This is a genomic window from Desulfobacter sp., from assembly GCA_028768525.1.
GTDB lineage: Bacteria > Desulfobacterota > Desulfobacteria > Desulfobacterales > Desulfobacteraceae > Desulfobacter.
In genome coordinates, this window is record CP054837.1 from 4860380 (window position 1) to 4876188 (window position 15809).

At 53.6% G+C, this 15809-nt stretch carries 16 protein-coding genes; 9 read left to right on the plus strand and 7 right to left on the minus strand.

Going from position 1 to position 15809, the window contains the following annotated elements:
• Positions 1 to 21 precede the first annotated feature (21 nt).
• Complete coding sequence (locus tag HUN04_21410; GenBank protein ID WDP92135.1) at positions 22 to 744, plus strand: enoyl-CoA hydratase/isomerase family protein; 723 nt, start codon at positions 22 to 24, stop codon at positions 742 to 744.
• On the opposite strand, the gene HUN04_21415 is transcribed toward HUN04_21410, so the two are convergent.
• The 7 genes from HUN04_21415 to HUN04_21445 form a co-directional block, all read right to left on the minus strand.
• Positions 741 to 1631: a LysR family transcriptional regulator gene (locus HUN04_21415; GenBank protein WDP92136.1), complete on the minus strand. Its 891-nt coding sequence runs from the start codon at positions 1629 to 1631 to the stop codon at positions 741 to 743. The genes HUN04_21410 and HUN04_21415 overlap by 4 nt on opposite strands.
• Positions 1632 to 1675: 44 nt before the next feature.
• Positions 1676 to 2185 carry a pantetheine-phosphate adenylyltransferase gene (coaD, locus tag HUN04_21420; GenBank protein ID WDP92137.1) on the minus strand — a complete coding sequence of 170 codons (510 nt, stop codon included), beginning with the start codon at positions 2183 to 2185 and terminating at the stop codon, positions 1676 to 1678.
• Positions 2186 to 2200: 15 nt separating this feature from the next.
• Positions 2201 to 2752, minus strand: a complete 552-nt coding sequence (gene rsmD, locus HUN04_21425) for a 16S rRNA (guanine(966)-N(2))-methyltransferase RsmD (protein ID WDP92138.1) — start codon at positions 2750 to 2752, stop codon at positions 2201 to 2203.
• On the minus strand, positions 2752 to 4101 hold the full coding sequence (locus tag HUN04_21430; GenBank protein ID WDP92139.1) for a sigma-54-dependent Fis family transcriptional regulator: 1350 nt from the start codon (positions 4099 to 4101) through the stop codon (positions 2752 to 2754). Before HUN04_21430 ends, rsmD begins: the two co-directional genes overlap by 1 nt.
• A 21-nt stretch (positions 4102 to 4122) precedes the next feature.
• A complete protein-coding gene (locus tag HUN04_21435) occupies positions 4123 to 6336 on the minus strand; it encodes a HAMP domain-containing protein (protein WDP93366.1) in 2214 nt (737 codons plus the stop codon).
• A 75-nt stretch (positions 6337 to 6411) separates the two neighbouring features.
• Positions 6412 to 7050 (minus strand): DUF4390 domain-containing protein, encoded by a 639-nt coding sequence (locus HUN04_21440; GenBank protein WDP92140.1) that lies wholly within the window; start codon positions 7048 to 7050, stop codon positions 6412 to 6414.
• On the minus strand, positions 7007 to 7882 hold the full coding sequence (locus tag HUN04_21445) for a UDP-3-O-acyl-N-acetylglucosamine deacetylase (GenBank protein WDP92141.1): 876 nt from the start codon (positions 7880 to 7882) through the stop codon (positions 7007 to 7009). Before HUN04_21445 ends, HUN04_21440 begins: the two co-directional genes overlap by 44 nt.
• Before the next feature lie 190 nt (positions 7883 to 8072).
• Here HUN04_21445 and HUN04_21450 point away from each other — a divergent pair, with 190 nt between their 5' ends.
• The 8 genes from HUN04_21450 (at position 8073) to mqnB (ending at position 15796) form a co-directional block, all read left to right on the plus strand.
• Positions 8073 to 9608 carry a YifB family Mg chelatase-like AAA ATPase gene (locus tag HUN04_21450; GenBank protein ID WDP92142.1) on the plus strand — a complete coding sequence of 512 codons (1536 nt, stop codon included), beginning with the start codon at positions 8073 to 8075 and terminating at the stop codon, positions 9606 to 9608.
• Between the two features lie 114 nt (positions 9609 to 9722).
• Positions 9723 to 10547 carry a transporter substrate-binding domain-containing protein gene (locus HUN04_21455; GenBank protein ID WDP92143.1) on the plus strand — a complete coding sequence of 275 codons (825 nt, stop codon included), beginning with the start codon at positions 9723 to 9725 and terminating at the stop codon, positions 10545 to 10547.
• A gap of 128 nt (positions 10548 to 10675) precedes the next feature.
• On the plus strand, positions 10676 to 11599 hold the full coding sequence (locus HUN04_21460; protein ID WDP92144.1) for an Hsp33 family molecular chaperone HslO: 924 nt from the start codon (positions 10676 to 10678) through the stop codon (positions 11597 to 11599).
• Positions 11600 to 11700: 101 nt separating this feature from the next.
• Positions 11701 to 12012 (plus strand): hypothetical protein, encoded by a 312-nt coding sequence (locus tag HUN04_21465; protein ID WDP92145.1) that lies wholly within the window; start codon positions 11701 to 11703, stop codon positions 12010 to 12012.
• Between the two features lie 42 nt (positions 12013 to 12054).
• Positions 12055 to 13905, plus strand: coding sequence for an indolepyruvate ferredoxin oxidoreductase subunit alpha (gene iorA / locus HUN04_21470; protein ID WDP92146.1), 1851 nt, complete (start codon positions 12055 to 12057; stop codon positions 13903 to 13905).
• Positions 13906 to 13917: 12 nt separating this feature from the next.
• Positions 13918 to 14517, plus strand: a complete 600-nt coding sequence (locus HUN04_21475) for an indolepyruvate oxidoreductase subunit beta (GenBank protein ID WDP92147.1) — start codon at positions 13918 to 13920, stop codon at positions 14515 to 14517.
• Positions 14518 to 14577: 60 nt separating this feature from the next.
• Positions 14578 to 15033, plus strand: coding sequence for a type II 3-dehydroquinate dehydratase (gene aroQ / locus HUN04_21480; protein ID WDP92148.1), 456 nt, complete (start codon positions 14578 to 14580; stop codon positions 15031 to 15033).
• A gap of 22 nt (positions 15034 to 15055) precedes the next feature.
• Entirely contained in the window at positions 15056 to 15796 is a 741-nt protein-coding gene (gene mqnB / locus HUN04_21485) for a futalosine hydrolase (GenBank protein ID WDP92149.1), read from the plus strand.
• Positions 15797 to 15809: the final 13 nt, after the last annotated feature.

The window sequence follows — 15809 nt, forward strand, 5'->3', positions numbered from 1 at the left end:
ATCCAATATCAGGAGAGAATTATGTCAGTGGTAAGATGGAGAAAGCAGGACAATATCGCCGTCATCGAGATGTGCAACGGTGCCAACCGCATGAACCGGGCCTTTGCCGAGGCCATGACCCTTTGCCTGGACCAGGTGGAAGGCGACGCCGACATCCAGGCGGCGGTGCTGACCTCAACCGATGAAAAGAACTTCTCCCAGGGCATTGATGTGGAATGGATCGGCGGCAAGCTGGCCGCCGGGGAGAATGAGGCGGTGAAGCGCTTCATGTACGGCATGAACGGCGTGTTTAAGCGGCTTCTGCTTTTTCCTGTGCCGGTGATCGCCGCCATTAACGGCCATGCCTTCGGCAACGGCGCCATTCTCTCCTGTGCCTGCGATTTCAGGTTTATGAAAAAGGATCGCGGATTTTTTTGCTTTCCCGAAGTGGATGTGAGCATTCCCTTTCTGCCGGGGATGATCGGGTTTGTCCGCAAGGCCATTCCCGAATACCGGTTCAACCAGATGCTGCTGTCAGGCCAGCGCATGACCGCACCGGACCTTGAGGTCTCCAATGTACTTGTCAAGGCCTGCGAGAATCAGGAAGAACTGATGGCAGATGCCCTGGCCTATGCCGCCAGCTTTACTAAAAAGAGGGGGATTTTCAGGGAATTAAAAACGCGGATCCACAAAGAACTGATTCGGATTATCGATGAAGAAGACCCCGAGTTCATCGATACCTTGAATTTATTTGTTGCCGACTAAATCGTCTTCTTTGCGAATTCAATAAATTTCTGGCAGATGGGCGAGCGGCTCCGCTTTTTGGACAGGGTCAGGTAAAAATACCGGGTCAGGTCCAGGCCTTCAACGCTGAGGGAAAAGAGGCGGCCGGTCCGCAGCTCCTCTGCCACGGCAATGGTGGAAAGAATGGAAATCCCCACCCCGCTGATGATTCCCTGGATTACGGAAACGGAATTGCCCATGGTCACATTGGGGACCAGTGCCTTGGCATCGAATCCGGCATCCCCAAGGCTTTTAAGAATGGATTTCCAGGTGCCGGAGCCCCTTTCCCTGGCGATGAAAGGCTGGCTGAGGAGATCTGAACAGGGCACGGATTCCCTGCCGGCCCATTTATGGCCCGCCGGCACAATGAGCTTCATCTCGTCCTGAATCAGCTTTTCCTGTTCCAGGCCAGGGTCCTGGGTCTTTGCACCGACAATGCCCAGTTCCAGTTCCCCCTGTTTGACGGCCCGGGTGATCTGGCCGGTGTCTCCGGCCGTCAGGGAAATGGATACATCCGGATATAGCTGTTTGAATGCCCCCATCAGCCTTGGGAAAATATATCCCGCCGGAATGGTGGAGCCGCCCATGATGAGTTTGCCCTTGGTCTGCCCCAAAAAATCCAGCATGGCCGACTGGGTCTCTTCCCGCAGGTCAAGCAGCCGTTTGGCGTAGTCGTAGAGGATCAGTCCGGCCCGGGTGGGTTCTGTCACCTTTCCCAGCCGGTCCAGCAGCCGGCACTGGAAATGTTCTTCCAGTTCTTTGATGTGGGTGGACACCGTTGGCTGGGAAAGGTTGATGGCCTCGGAGGCCTTGGAAAAACTTTTGTTTTCAACGACGGATACAAATATGTGAAGCTGCCATAAATCCATGGGCGGTCAAAGATCCTTATAAATATAGAATTAGGTGCGGGGACTTAATTGTCCGGTCTCAGCTTGGGGAATTTTTCCATGAGTTTGAGCTTCACCGGTTCCGGCACCATGTCTGAAATGTCTCCGCCGAACTGGGCCGCTTCCTTGATGATGGAAGATGAGGTAAATATCCACCGCAAGCCTGTCATGAGGAATACCGACTGGACATCCTTGTTCAGCTTCCGGTTCATCAGGGCCATCTGGAATTCACTTTCGAAATCGGAGATGGCCCGCATGCCACGGATCACGGCCACGGCATTTTTCATCCTGGCGTATTCCACCAGCAGGCCGTCAAAGGTGTCTACCTGGACCTGGGGATTTCCGTTGAGGCTCTCCCGTATCATAGTTACCCGCTCTTCTTTGGAAAATAGTGATTTTTTCCCCGGGTTGTGGAGCACGGCGATGATCACAAGGTCAAAGATGTCCTGGGCGCGTTTCAGCACGTCAAGATGGCCGTTGGTCAGGGGGTCAAAGGAGCCGGGATAGATTGCAATTCTCTGTTTTTTTTCAGCCATGTGCATCCTCTTGGGTTAGTTGTCGGATTCCCGCAAAAATGAAACAAGTGTCTTTGAGTATTTTTTTTGGCGGTAAATGTCAAGGGACTTCAGGGGAAGGGCGAGGCTTTCCTTAAAATCCTGTTCAACGATGACAATACCGCTGGGGGCCAGCAGGTTTATGAAGCCTTCCTTGGCCAGCACCTGTTCGGGCAGGCCCTTATTGTATGGGGGATCCATGAAAATCAGGTCAAAGGCGTCCAGGCCGGCTGGCAGGGGGCGGGCCGAAAGGTCGTGGCAGAGAAGGGTCGACCGCTCTTCCATCCGGCAGAGTTGGATATTTTTTTTGATGACCTCGCAGGAGGACTGGGCACCGTCTATGAAGACCGCTGCTTCGGCGCCCCGGCTCAGGGCTTCAAGTCCGAAGGCGCCGGTGCCTGCAAAGAGGTCCAATACCCGCTGCCCCCGGATGGCGGGACCGATGATGTTGAACAGGGCTTCCCGGACCCGGTCGGGGGTGGGCCGAATGTCCCGGCCCTGGATCTGGGTCAGCTTTCTGCCCCGGCAGTCGCCGCTGATGATTCTCATTATTTGTCCAGCCGCTTATTGATGAAAGCCACGCTGGTACCCATCCGTTTGGCCGCTGCCGCCACATCCCCTTTTTCTTCTTTTACCTTATGGCGGATGTAGTCATGCTCAAAGGCGGTGCGGGCCTCATCCAGGCTGTCCATGGTGTACATCCAGCGCCGCTCTGCCTGGCCTCCTCCGGTGGCCTCCGGATTGTAGGGCTGGGGAATGTCCTCTTTTTTAATGGTGTCGGTTTGCACCATGATGTGGAGGCGTTCCATGAGGTTTTTCAACTCCCTGACATTGCCCTGCCAATGGTATTGGTCCAGCAGTTCCAGCGCTCCCTGGGAAATTTTTTTCGGTTTGGATGAGGATTTATCTGCCAGCTTTTTTAAGAATACATCCACCAGCATGGGGATATCCTCCTTGCGGTCCCTCAGGGCCGGCACCTGGATGGGGACCACGTTGAGGCGGTAAAAGAGGTCTTCCCGGAAACTGCCCCTTTTGATTTCCTCTTCCAGGTCTTTGTTGGAGGAGGTGATCAACCGGACATCCATCTTGATGGTCCGGCTGGATCCGATGCGCTGGAAGGTCTTTGATTCCAGGGCGCGGAGCATTTTTGCCTGGGTGTTGATGTTCATGTCCCCAATCTCGTCCAGGAAGAGGGTGCCGCCGGAGGCCAGTTCAAATTTACCCTTGTTTTTTGAGGTGGCCTGGTCAAAGGCCCCTTTTTCATGGCCGAAAAGTTCGGATTCCAGATGTTCTTCGGGAATGGCGGCGCAGTTGATGATGATAAAAGGCCCTTCGGGCCGGGCGCTGAACTGGTGGATGGTCCGGGCCACCATCTCCTTTCCCGTGCCGTTTTCCCCGGAAATCAGGATGGAGGCGTCGGTGGGGGCGGCCGCCATGACTTCCCCGTAAAGCTTCTGTACGGCAGGGCTGGTGCCGGTGATGGAATTCTTTTCGATGGCCTTTTTGCGCAGGTAGGTGTTCTCTTCTTCCAGTTTTCTGAAATTCAGGGCATTGTTGATGGTGACCATGACCTTGTCGATGGACAGGGGTTTTTCAAGGAAATCAAATGCCCCGGATTTGGTGGCGTCCACGGCGGATTCAATGGAACCGTGGCCGGTGATCATGACCACGGGCAGGTTGGGATAGTTTTTTTTGATCTCTTTGAGGGTGTCGATGCCGTCCATGCCCGGCATCCAGATATCCAGAAGCACGATGTCCGGGGAATGGGTTTCTATTTTTTTCAGGGCCTCATATCCGTTATAGGCATGCATGACCTCGAAGCCGTCATCGGAAAGAATTCCTTCCAGGGAGTCGATGATGGTGGTTTCGTCGTCAACGATTAAGACTGCCGGGTACATAATTTTGTCCTTTCATAATGCTTATACCGGGAGCTCAATGATGAACTTGGCTCCCCTGGGCTGGTTGTCCTGAACCCTGATGACCCCGTTGTGGTCGGAGATGATGGAATTTACAATGGCAAGGCCCAGTCCCATGCCGGATTTCTTGGTTGAAAAATAGGGTTCGAATAGTTTTGTTTTTTCCTTGTCCGAAATGCCCTTGCCCGTATCGGCTATTTCAATGCGGACGATTTTGAGGATCCCGTCAAAGGAGAGGTCTATGACAATACAGCCCTTTTTGTTCATGGCGTAGACCGCATTGTCAATGAGGTTGATAAAGGCCTGCTTCATGTGCTGGTGGTCCAGCTTCAGGGTGGGGATATCTTCCCCGAACCGGGTCTGGATGTCCACGTCGGGCAGCCCCTCCCGGTACAGGGCGATGGTTTCCAGAATGATATTGTCAATACGGGCCGAGGCAAAGCTGGTGTCCGGAAATTTGGCAAAGGCGGAGAACTGGTTGACCAGGTTCCGGATCAGGTCCACATGCTCCACAATGGTATCGGCGCAGCCGGTGAATATCTCATCGTTGATCTCTTTGCCGTATTTGCGTTTGAGGCGCTGGGCCGACAGCTTGATGGGGGTCAGCGGGTTCTTTACCTCGTGGGCGATGCGCCGTGCCACCTCCCGCCAGGCCACCATGCGCTGGGCCTTTTCAAGTTCGGTGACATCGTCGAATACCATCACCGCCCCCAGGTTGTGTCCCGCGTCGTCCATGAGGGTGGTGTAGTGGAGGGAAAAGTGTTTGGGCACCCCGGATACCGAGGCCGATACCGGCACCTCAATGACCCTTGCCCCCTGGGAGGCCTGGTCGTAAATCTTGTCCGCCAGCTTAAGGTAGTCGTCGGAAAGAACCTCCTTGAAATTTTTATTCAGAATGTTCGCGCTGTCCACATCCAGCATGGATTCGGCGGCTTTGTTGATGGTGGTGATCACGCCGCGGTTGTCAATGGAGATAACACCGGCGGAGATATTTTTAAGTACAATTTCAATGTATTGCCGGCTTTTTTCCAGCTCTGTGTTCTGTTGCTTGAGCATTTCCCCGGACAGGGCAATCTGTTCACGTCCGGCGGCCAGCTGCCGGGTCATGGAGTTAAAGGAGTGGATGAGGGTGCCGATCTCGTCATCGGTTTTAAAATCAATCTGGTATTCCAGGTCGCCGTCGGTGATGCGCTGGGTGCCTTCTGCAAATTTCATGATGGGAATGGTAATGGATTTTGCAATCTGGAATCCGAACCAGATGGCGCAGAACACCACCAGGAGGGCCACAATGGACAGGGCGATATAGTAGGAAATCTGAGCCGGTTTCTTGGTCAGCTTGAGCTGCTGGTACTCCTCCACTCCCTTTAGGATGGACTTGAGGTTTTCCGACAGGTCCGGGGAGACCAGGGTGGTGATCACGATGAATCCCTTGGCTTCGGCGGGGGGCGCTCCAAAGGGAATGGCGGATACCGTCCGGAGAAATTCTCCGCCCTCAATGGTCTGGTATACCGTGCTGCTGGTTTTACCGTCCGGAATCCGGGTCAGGTCCGTGGTGGTGAGCAGTCCGAAATACATGGCCTCCAGTTCATTGGCCAGGGAGAGGCTCACCCGTTTTGCGTCCGGGGTGTAGACCTCAACGGCGTTCCGGTTGAAGGCCCGCTGGATTACCTGGGTGTACCGGGTCAGTTTTTCCTGATTCTCCGGGGCAAGAAGATCCCGGGAATCTATCTGAAAGGCGCCGCGTTTGGCAAAGAAGGCGTTTTTATCCTCAATATATTCATAGAGTTTCTGCCCCACAGCCAGGGAGGCGTCCAGGGTTTTTTCCACCGGGGCATTGAACCAGAAGGCAATGGAGGTGGAAATAAACTGGATGGAAAAGATAAAGAGCACGGTGGTGGGCAGCAGGGCCAGGACAATGAAGGCAAAGGTCAGCCGGGTCTTGATCTTGGAGCCCAGGATATTGTTTTTCTTTTCATAGTAAAGCTTGGCCAGGTTCCGGAAGACCAAAAGCAGCAGGCTCAGCAGCAGAAGCAGGTTGATGTTGATCAGGGTGAACATCAGCACGGTGGAGGACAGCGGAAAATCCGTCCCGAAGGGGGTGATCCGGGTCTCCACCACAGTGAGGGCGCAGACCACCAGCAGGATTGCCAGGATAAGGATCCCTTCTTTTTTGCGCTTGGACTTGTCCTGTCTTATTTGCTGTGCCTGGTCGGTCATCATGCTTAGGGTTGTTGTGCTCTAATTATGGCCCGGAAATTATTGGGCAATATGTGTAATATAGGGTAAACCAGGTTAATAGGTGAAGTTGATCACGTACCAGTCGGTTTCAAAATCCCAGAAAGAGACGAAAAATAGAATGTAGTGAAGGGAGAGGGGCAGGGTGACCTTTTCAAGTTCCGCCTTGATTCTGATCTGGTATTTATCCCCTTTGACAATTTGGGCCAGGGGGATGACCTTGAGGTTATCCACCTCTGTCATCCAGGTTTTGGCTTCTTCAAAGGATTTGGTGATCAGCGGAGCCTCTTTTTTCCAGGGCCGGGTTACGGTGTATTCCTCTTTCAGCGAGTTGTACTTGACGGTGGACTGTATCTGAACATCTGCAATTTTTTTATCAAAGAGGGAGCTTGTTGTTTTATACAGGCTCACATAGAAATTGAAAGTGGTGGGAATACCGTTTTTAACGGCTTCAACGGTTTTTTCCTTGAAGGCGTTTTCCACTTCAAAATAGGTCAGCAGATCGTCCCGGGTGTTGGCCAGCTTGATATTGGACAATACCGGATTGATGTCCGCAAAAATGCGCCCGGGAGTCATCATGTTGAAGCAGATAACGGCAACCAGGAGAATATAGTATTTTTTGATCCCGCCCTTCACTAGCATAGTCATATAATCAGCTTCGTTTTGCAGGGCCTGTTTCCCAGGCCTCTTTTTCATCAAGGAATTTTTTTATGAACAAGTGGTTCAGGGTGTGGCCGGATTTGTGTGTGATGATATGTCCCTGGATGGGCATTCCCAGCAGAGAAAAATCACCCAGGCTGTCCAGAATTTTGTGCCGGACAAATTCATCCCGGTACCGTAGTCCGCCTTCGTTCAAAATTTTATCATTGTCGATAATAATGGCGTTGTCAAGACTTCCCCCCTTGCCCAGGCTGAATCTTTTGAGCATTTCGATGTCTTTAATGAAGCCGAATGTGCGCGCACGGCTGATTTCCGCCTCAAAATTATTTTTGGCCCGGTCGAATACCAGCTCCTGAAAACCGATGAGGGGGTGGTCGAAATCAATGGAACAGGAAATCTTAAAACAGGGCTCTGGAAGGATTTTGACAAATTTATCGCCGTCTGTGACCTCAATGGGCTTTTTTATAATGATGAAATGTTTGGGAAGGGATTGCTCCACAATGCCTGCGGCGGACAGGGCCTGGGTAAACTCCCAGGCCGATCCGTCCATGATGGGCATTTCATAGTCGTCCATTTCCACCAGGGCATTGTCGATGCCGAGGCCGGCAAAACTTGCCATGAGGTGTTCAATGGTGGAGACAATGGTACCGTCGCTGGTCCCCAGCACCGTTGCCAGGCTGGTGTCCACCACCAGCTTGAACAATGCCGGAATGTCCTGGGTACCGGGCTGGTCCACCCGCCGGAATTTGATGCCGTGGTTTTCCCGGGCCGGTTTAATGGTGAGATTGTTTTTTTTCCCGGAGTGGACTCCTGTGCCGGAGAGGGCCACATTGGTTGCTATGGTGCGCTGGTTATAAAATTCAGTCATTATATTTATTTTTGTTCCACAAAAGCGTATTCAAAAAGTGGGGTATATATATCTGATTTTAATATACAACGCAAAACAAATGAGAAAAATCTTTGGTTTGCTAGGAATTTCTGGTAGATAAAAAGTGAGTCATTTCTGATAAGTTTCGGTTTAGATTAAAGCAGTTATCTTCTACCTTTTTAGGTGAAACATGATCTCAAAAATGTATTCCTCCGCCGTCCGGGGCATCGACGCCATTGTGGTGGAAGTGGAGGTGGATATCTCCTTTGGCATGCCTGTGTTCCAGATGGTCGGCCTGGCTGAAACGGCGGTGCGGGAGAGTCGTGAACGGGTGAGATCCGCCGTCCAGAATGCGGGATACTCTTTTCCCATGGACCGTGTGGTGGTCAACCTGGCCCCCGCGGATGTTAAAAAAGAAGGCACCGGGCTGGACCTGCCCGTGGCCCTGGGCATCCTCTGCGCCTCGGGGCTTTTTAGCCAGCAGGCCTCAGAGAATTGGATCATGGCCGGAGAGCTGTCCCTGGACGGGCGCCTGAAGCCGGTGAAGGCGGCCCTCCCCTTTGCACTGGCGGCAAGGGACAACGGGTTTAAAGGGATAATCCTGCCCGAGGAAAACGGAGCTGAAGCCGCCCTGGTCAAGGATATTGAGGTGATGGGGGTATCCCATCTTTCCCAGGTGGTGGAATTCCTTGCAGGCCGGACACCGATCGTGCCGGCAGTCCCGGAGCCGGGCGGTCTATCTCCGGCGCATTGGGAGGGTCCGGCAGCGGATTTCGCCCATGTCCGGGGCCAGGCCCATGTAAAGCGGGCCCTGGAAGTGGGCGCCGCAGGCAATCACCACATCCTGATGGACGGCCCTGCCGGATCGGGCAAGAGCATGATGGCCAAATGCCTGCCCGGCATCCTGCCCCTGCCCACCTTTGAAGAAGCCATGGAAACCGCCCGGATTTATTCCATCACCGGTGCGGAACCGGGCCGTGCCCTCATGGAGCGGCCTTTCCGCTCTCCCCACCATTCCATTTCCGATGCGGGGCTTGTGGGCGGCGGAACAGGCCCGGTCCCCGGGGAAATCAGCCTGGCCCACAACGGGGTGCTTTTTCTGGATGAGCTGCCTGAATTCCGGCGCAACGCCCTGGAGGTGCTGCGGCAGCCCCTTGAAGAGGGACGGATCACCCTGGCCCGGGCCAAGGCCAAGGCCACTTATCCCTGCCGGTTTATGCTGGTCGGCGCAATGAATCCCTGTATCTGCGGCAATTTCACCAACCCGGCCGCCGCCTGTACCTGCACCCCGGCCCAGATCCGGAGGTACCGCTCAAAAGTCTCCGGCCCCCTTTTGGACCGGATGGATATCCAGGTGGAAGTGCCCCGGCTTTCCTATGATGAATTGACCCGGATGGACCCTGAAGAATCCTCCGCCGCGATCAGGGAACGGGTGGTGGCCGCAAGGGAACTCCAGCAGAAAAGATTCAACAGGACAGCCCCCTGTTACAGTAACGCCCAGATGGGACCGGAACAGATACGGGAATATTGCGGCCTTGAACCGGACTCAGAAACCATCCTGCGCCGGGCCGTAGACCGACTTAACCTGTCGGCCAGGGCCTGGGCCTCAATATTAAAAGTTGCCCGGACCATTGCAGACCTGGCCCACGAGGCCAGGATCCTGAGGGCCCATATTCTGGAAGCGGTTCAATATCGGAATTTTGAGCGGAAAGATGGGATGCCGTGACCTCTTTTACAGGAAGGTATAATCTTTACGGTTGCTTTTTTGGGCAACGGGTGATTACAATTTAAAAAACAGCCTGACACCGTTAAAGCAATAGAACCATAGGAGCAAAGACGATTGCCGCTCTATCATTCCTCATTTTTATTACAAGTGGCTGAAAAGAAAATCACCAATGCCTATTTTAAGGGCATCGGCCTGTGCCTCTGCTTCCTGCTGATGGTTCTGAGTATGGGAGAATGCGCAACCCTAAAGGTCATATGCGATGAATGGCCGCCTTATCAGATTCTTGAAAACGGACACGTCACCGGGTTCAGCACAGAAGTTGTCAAAATGGTTTTCGACGAAATGAAAATCGATATTGGGACGATTTCCGCCTATCCTTGGAAACGGGCGATGGTCATGCTGGAAAAAAGTCGGGCCGATGCCCTTTTTTCAGCCAATTTCACCATGGAGAGAACCGCTTTCGCTTTCTATGCCAAGGAGCCCATCATCTGTTCCTCCTGGGTGGTATGGGGCCGGAAGCAAGATCATTTAAAATTCAACTCCTTTGACGATTTTATGGGGAAAAGAATTGGTGTGGTAAGGGGATATAGCTATACCCCTGAATTCTGGTCTTTTGTCAAAAAGCATGGGCTTTATCACGAAGTCGTGAATGATGAGATGAATTTTAGAAAATTAAATGCCGGGCGGGTGGATTTTATTGTGGCTGAATTGGGGAACGGGCGTTACATTTCCCGGACACTGGGGCTGGATGACAAAATCATACCGTTTCTATCCCCCCCTATAAAAACGGATTGTCTGTTTATCATTTTCAATAAAGCGCGTGTAAACCGAACTTTGGTTGACAAATTCTCTGCAGAATTAAAAAAAGTGAAACAGGGATCGCTTTACAAGTACCTGCATTATCTGAATTTGGGTTTCTGGCCTGCTGGCAAAGACTAAGATGATTTCAGGCGCCGGGATGATTTTCATGGACCGATTCTTTGCCCTTCCCAAGGTTTACATTTGGATTTAAGCACTTATAATAGATCGGCACCTGAAATTTAAGAAACCGAAATTTGAGAAAGAAAATGATAAAAAAAGATATATTCGATCATGATGTAAAGGCCCAGTTCAAAGCTTCCGCCAAGGACCGGCTTCACCGGTTTATGATGGCCGATGACCAGATAAAAGGGGCGGTGGTCCATGCCACCCGTATGGTCAGGGAAATGCAGGCCAACCACGGACTCGGCCCCCTTGAAACCCTGATTCTGGGCCAGGCGTATATTGCCGGCATATTGGTGTGTTCCGGCCTGAAGGGCAATTCCCGGGTGTCTGTGAACATTCAATGCTCCGGTCCCGTCAAGGGCCTGGACGTTGAAGCCAATACCTTTGGAGAGGTCCGTGGCTATCTAAAGGCAAATCCCATTGAAGTTAAGAAACCCGAGCAGGTCAAACGTCTTTCATCCCTATACGGTGCGGGCTTTATCACCGTAACCAAATATCTGGATGATGCCAGTGTCCCCTATTCGGGCCAGATCGCCCTGGTCCACGGCTCCATTGCCGAAGACCTGGCAGAATACTTCCTCCAGTCCGAACAGATCCCCACGGGATTCAAGCTTTCCATCGCCTTTGATGAGAATGAAAAGGTTATCGGCGCCGGGGGAATTTTTCTCCAGGCCCTGCCCGGGGTGGATCCGGACAAGGTGGCCGAGGCCGAGCGGTTGATTCAGTCCGTTGATTTACTGGGCCAGGCCTTTGCCGAGGAACAGACACCGGAATCCGTAATAAAAAAGGCGTTCAAGGACCTTGGCCCCCGGTTCCTGGACAGCAACCGGGTGGAATTTTACTGCCGGTGCAATAAGGAGCGTATGGAAGGCTACCTGCAGGGACTGGCCGAGGATGACCGGAAAGATATCCGTCAGAACGGCCCCTTCCCCCTTGAAACCCGGTGCCACCACTGCAACTCCGTCTACCGGTTCTCCAAAGGCGAGTTGGAAACTTTGCTGGCCTAATCCGCTTTTTTCTTGCAATCCCCTTTGATTTTATTTTAGATTTAGAGTTTGAATTTAAAAGATTAAGAAAATTTAACTATTAAGATTGAAAGGCAAGGATCATGTGTAACCATTGCAGTGATCATTCACATCACCATCATCATCACGACCACCCTGAAATTGTCCAGCTCATGCCGGTACAGAACAACCTCTATGCCGTGTACCAGACCGAAACGCCCCTGGAGTTCAGCGTGGAAGCAGGTAAAAACGGCATCAGCATCGTGCCGGTGCTGTTCATGGGGCTGATCCGCCTGGGGGACAAAACCATGGTGGAAGGGTTTTTTGCTTCCAGTTCCGTCAATTCATGCGAAGAGACTGAGGGATTCAGGGGCTATGCCTCTTCCCTGGCCCATGCAGAAAAATTATACGCCTAAGCTGCGGGACACCCAACGCAGACCAGCCAATAAGGAGCGCACATGCATAAATTGTTAAAGGACAGCCCGGGCGAGAAGATCATGCTTCTGGGCAACGAAGCCATTGCAAGGGGGGCCGTAGAAGCCGGCGTGGCATTTGCCACCACCTATCCGGGCACCCCTTCCTCTGAAATTTCCCTGAATCTTTTTCAGATGTCAAAGGAGTCGGATCTCTATTTCGAATACAGCACCAACGAGAAGGTGGCCCTTGAAGTGGCGGCGGCCGCAGCCAATTCCGGTCTGAGAACCTTTTGCATGATGAAGCATGTGGGCCTGAACGTGGCGGCGGATCCTTTGATGACCCTTTCCTACGTGGGCGTCACCGCCGGCATGGTCATCCTCACCGCCGATGATCCGGCCATGTTTTCCAGCCAGAACGAACAGGACAACCGTTACTATGCCAAATTCGGCGGGTTCCCCATGCTGGAGCCCTCATCCGTGGCCGAGGCCAAGGAGATGATCAAAGAGGCTTTTGAGTTGTCCGAAAGCCTGAAACAGCCGGTGATCCTGAGGACCACCACAAGGATCAACCACTCCAATGCCTTTGTGGCCTTCGGCGAGATGAAGGAACGAAAGACCCGTGGGCGGTTTGAAAAAGATCCCATGCGCTGCGTCACCGTGCCCGCCGTCTCCCGGGGGCTCCATGTCAAGCTCCTTGAACGGCTGGATTCTGCCACCGGGTTGGCTGAAAAATCGGATTTCAATTTTGTCCAGGGCGACGGGCCCTTAGGAATAATTGCCAACGGGGTGAGTTTCCACTATGCCGAAGATGCCGTAAAGGACCTGGGGATTGAAGATAAAACCCGGATTCTGAGGCTGGGATTCACCAATCCCATGCCCGCCGGTCTGATCAAGGATTTCCTTAAAGACTGTGAAAAGGTATTGGTGGTTGAAGAGGGGGAACCCTTTATGGAAGAGGCGGTCAAAGCCTTTGCCCAGGAAGCCGGCATCACCATTCCCATCCAGGGAAAATCCGCGGACCTTTTTTCCCGGCTTTATGAGTATGACCCGGCCATGGTCCGGGAAAAAATCGCTGCCTTTTTCGGTTTTGATTATACCCCGGTAAATAAAATTGACACCTCTGATATACCTGAAATCGCCAACCGCCCCCCGAATCTCTGCTCCGGTTGTTCCCATCGGGCAACCTTCTACGCGGTACAGAAGGCGGCTGAGGGCATGGATATCATCTGTCCCAATGACATCGGTTGCTATACCCTGGGATTCATGCCGCCCCTGTCCACCGGCGATTTTGTCATCTGCATGGGCTCTTCGGTGAGTTCCTCCTGCGGCTTCGGCCGGGCCACGGACCAGAAGGTGGTTTCCTTTATCGGGGACTCCACGTTCTTCCATTCCGGCATCACCGGGCTGGTCAATGCGGTGTTCAATAAACATAATTTCACCCTGGTGATTCTGGAAAACGGAATCACGGCCATGACCGGCCACCAGCCCCATCCCGGCGTGGACATGGAGCAGATGGGCATGCCCGGCTACGGCCGTGTGGACATTGAACAGCTGGTTCGGGCACTAGGGGTGGAGCATGTCTCCGTGATCAAGCCCTTTAAGGTCAAAAAGAGCATGGAAACCATCCGAGAAGCCCTGGCCTTTGACGGGGTGTCCGTCATCATTTCCAAAGAGCCCTGCATCCTCTGGGCCAAGAGCATGAAGCTGAAAAAAGTCCGTCCTTTTGAAGTCACTGACAAGTGTACGGACCACAAGGAATGCATCAACGGCATTGCCTGTCCCTCCTTCTACATTGAAGCGGGGCGGGTGAAGATAGACGCCAACACCTGTGTGGGCTGTGCCCTCTGTGCCCAGATCTGCCCCGACAATGCCATCCGGCCCCTGAAACAATAGGAGATAAGCTAAATGAAAACAACAAGACTGATTATTGTAGCAGTGGGCGGACAGGGCAATCTTCTGGCATCCAAGGTCCTGGGCGAAGCCGCCCTCATCGAAGGCGTGGAGGTAAGGATGAGTGAGATCCACGGCATGGCCCAGCGGGGCGGGGTCGTGGAATCGGCCATTGTATTCGGGAATGCCACAAGCTCCATTATTTCCGACGGTGAGGCGGATATCCTGCTGGGATTTGAGCCGGCCGAAACCCTTCGGGCCATCGGCAGATGCTCCGCCGACACAAAGGTTGTTACCAACACGGCCACCCTGCCGCCCTTTACCGTTGGCATCGGAAAGGGGGCCTATCCAGAGGTGGAAGAGATCAAGCGGGTCCTGAAAGAGAAGACCGCCGGCCTGGTGGCCATTGACGCCATGGCACTGGCCAAGGAAGCGGGCAGCCCCATGAGCGTGAACATCGTGCTCTTGGGTGCCCTGATCCAGACCAATGCCCTGGGCTTTTCCAAGGAGAGCGTCATCGAAGCCATACGCCGGAGAACCAAGCCCGCTTTCCTGGACATGAACCTCAAGGCGTTTGAACTGGGGTTCGAGGCCGCTGCAAACAGTGTCGTTTAAATAAACCGTCGCCCGGCCGGTTCGCCGGCCGGGACGTTTAAAAATTAGGTGAGTACGGATATGACAACGCTAAATCTTCCCCTGGTCCATGTCATCAACGGTCCCAACCTGAACATGCTGGGTAAACGGGAACCTGAGGTCTACGGCAGCCTGAGCCTGGGTGATATCAACCGGGATCTCGGTGAACTGGCCGGTGAACTGGGCATTGAACTTTGTTTCTTTCAATCCAACCACGAGGGAAGGCTCTTAGACCATATCCACAAAATCTTTGAACAAGACCCCGCCGGGGTGATCATCAATCCCGGCGCCTTCACCCATACGTCGGTGGCCCTGAGGGACGCCTTGCTGTTACTCTCCTGTCCCATCATTGAGGTCCACCTTTCAAATATCCACAAGCGGGAGCCCTTCCGCCACAAATCCCTGATCGCAGATATTGCTGAAGGCCAGCTTACCGGTTTCGGCCATTTCGGTTACCATATGGCCTTGCGGGCCATTCACCACCGTCTCAGCAATTGACGTGGCGGTTCACGGGCCTGATATGCTGAGTCCCGGGCTTCTCATCCTATGCGCTACTGAATTTGAGGTGGCCGCCTTTTTAAAGGAATTTCCCCACGCCCAAAAGACAAGGGTTAAATCCGGGGGATGCCTTTACATGACATCCCAATGGCACTGTCTGGTTACCGGTCCCGGCGTATTCAACACCGCCCTGGGCCTGGGGGGCTACCTGGAGAATCATACCCCGGCCCTCATCCTTGACACGGGCATCGCAGGGGCCTTTGAAGGGGCGGGCCTGAAAAACGGTGATATTGCCCTTGCCGCCAGGGAACACTATATCCACACCGGTGTGGGCAATGAGCCCCTGTCACGCTCCCCCCTTCCCTTTGAACTGGTTCCCGGTTATCCGGAGACGGGCCGGGGCATCTACGGGTTTGACCCTGAACGGGTCGGGCGCTGGCAGGCAAGGATGGCGGAGAGCCTGGAATTTGAATCGGCTCCTCTCCCCAGGATTGATACCGGTGCTTTTCTGACGGTTTCAGCCATCACAGAAGGACGGGAAAGTGCCGCAGCGCTTTACGGCCGGTTTCGGCCCTTGATGGAATCCATGGAAGGGGCCGCCGCCGCCCATTGTGCCCTTTGTTTCGGCGTCCCCATGGTGGAGATCCGGGCCGCCTCCAACCGGGTCGGGGAGAGGGACAAGGCCAAGTGGGACTTCCCCCTGGCCTGTGACCGGGTCCGTTCGATTTGCAGGGCTGCCCTGGCGACAGGTTCCCGGGACTAACGCCGGCATTCTG

Excerpts from the sequence above, each read along its gene's own strand:
- HUN04_21410 (WDP92135.1), top strand. The coding sequence starts at position 22 with ATGTCAGTGGTAAGATGGAGAAAGCAGGACAATATCGCCGTCATCGAG.
- HUN04_21415 (WDP92136.1), bottom strand. The coding sequence starts at position 1,631 with ATGGATTTATGGCAGCTTCACATATTTGTATCCGTCGTTGAAAACAAA.
- coaD (WDP92137.1), bottom strand. The coding sequence starts at position 2,185 with ATGGCTGAAAAAAAACAGAGAATTGCAATCTATCCCGGCTCCTTTGAC.
- rsmD (WDP92138.1), bottom strand. The coding sequence starts at position 2,752 with ATGAGAATCATCAGCGGCGACTGCCGGGGCAGAAAGCTGACCCAGATC.
- HUN04_21430 (WDP92139.1), bottom strand. The coding sequence starts at position 4,101 with ATGTACCCGGCAGTCTTAATCGTTGACGACGAAACCACCATCATCGAC.
- HUN04_21435 (WDP93366.1), bottom strand. The coding sequence starts at position 6,336 with ATGACCGACCAGGCACAGCAAATAAGACAGGACAAGTCCAAGCGCAAA.
- HUN04_21440 (WDP92140.1), bottom strand. The coding sequence starts at position 7,050 with ATGAAAAAGAGGCCTGGGAAACAGGCCCTGCAAAACGAAGCTGATTAT.
- HUN04_21445 (WDP92141.1), bottom strand. The coding sequence starts at position 7,882 with ATGACTGAATTTTATAACCAGCGCACCATAGCAACCAATGTGGCCCTC.
- HUN04_21450 (WDP92142.1), top strand. The coding sequence starts at position 8,073 with ATGATCTCAAAAATGTATTCCTCCGCCGTCCGGGGCATCGACGCCATT.
- HUN04_21460 (WDP92144.1), top strand. The coding sequence starts at position 10,676 with ATGATAAAAAAAGATATATTCGATCATGATGTAAAGGCCCAGTTCAAA.
- HUN04_21465 (WDP92145.1), top strand. The coding sequence starts at position 11,701 with ATGTGTAACCATTGCAGTGATCATTCACATCACCATCATCATCACGAC.
- iorA (WDP92146.1), top strand. The coding sequence starts at position 12,055 with ATGCATAAATTGTTAAAGGACAGCCCGGGCGAGAAGATCATGCTTCTG.
- HUN04_21475 (WDP92147.1), top strand. The coding sequence starts at position 13,918 with ATGAAAACAACAAGACTGATTATTGTAGCAGTGGGCGGACAGGGCAAT.
- aroQ (WDP92148.1), top strand. The coding sequence starts at position 14,578 with ATGACAACGCTAAATCTTCCCCTGGTCCATGTCATCAACGGTCCCAAC.
- mqnB (WDP92149.1), top strand. The coding sequence starts at position 15,056 with ATGCTGAGTCCCGGGCTTCTCATCCTATGCGCTACTGAATTTGAGGTG.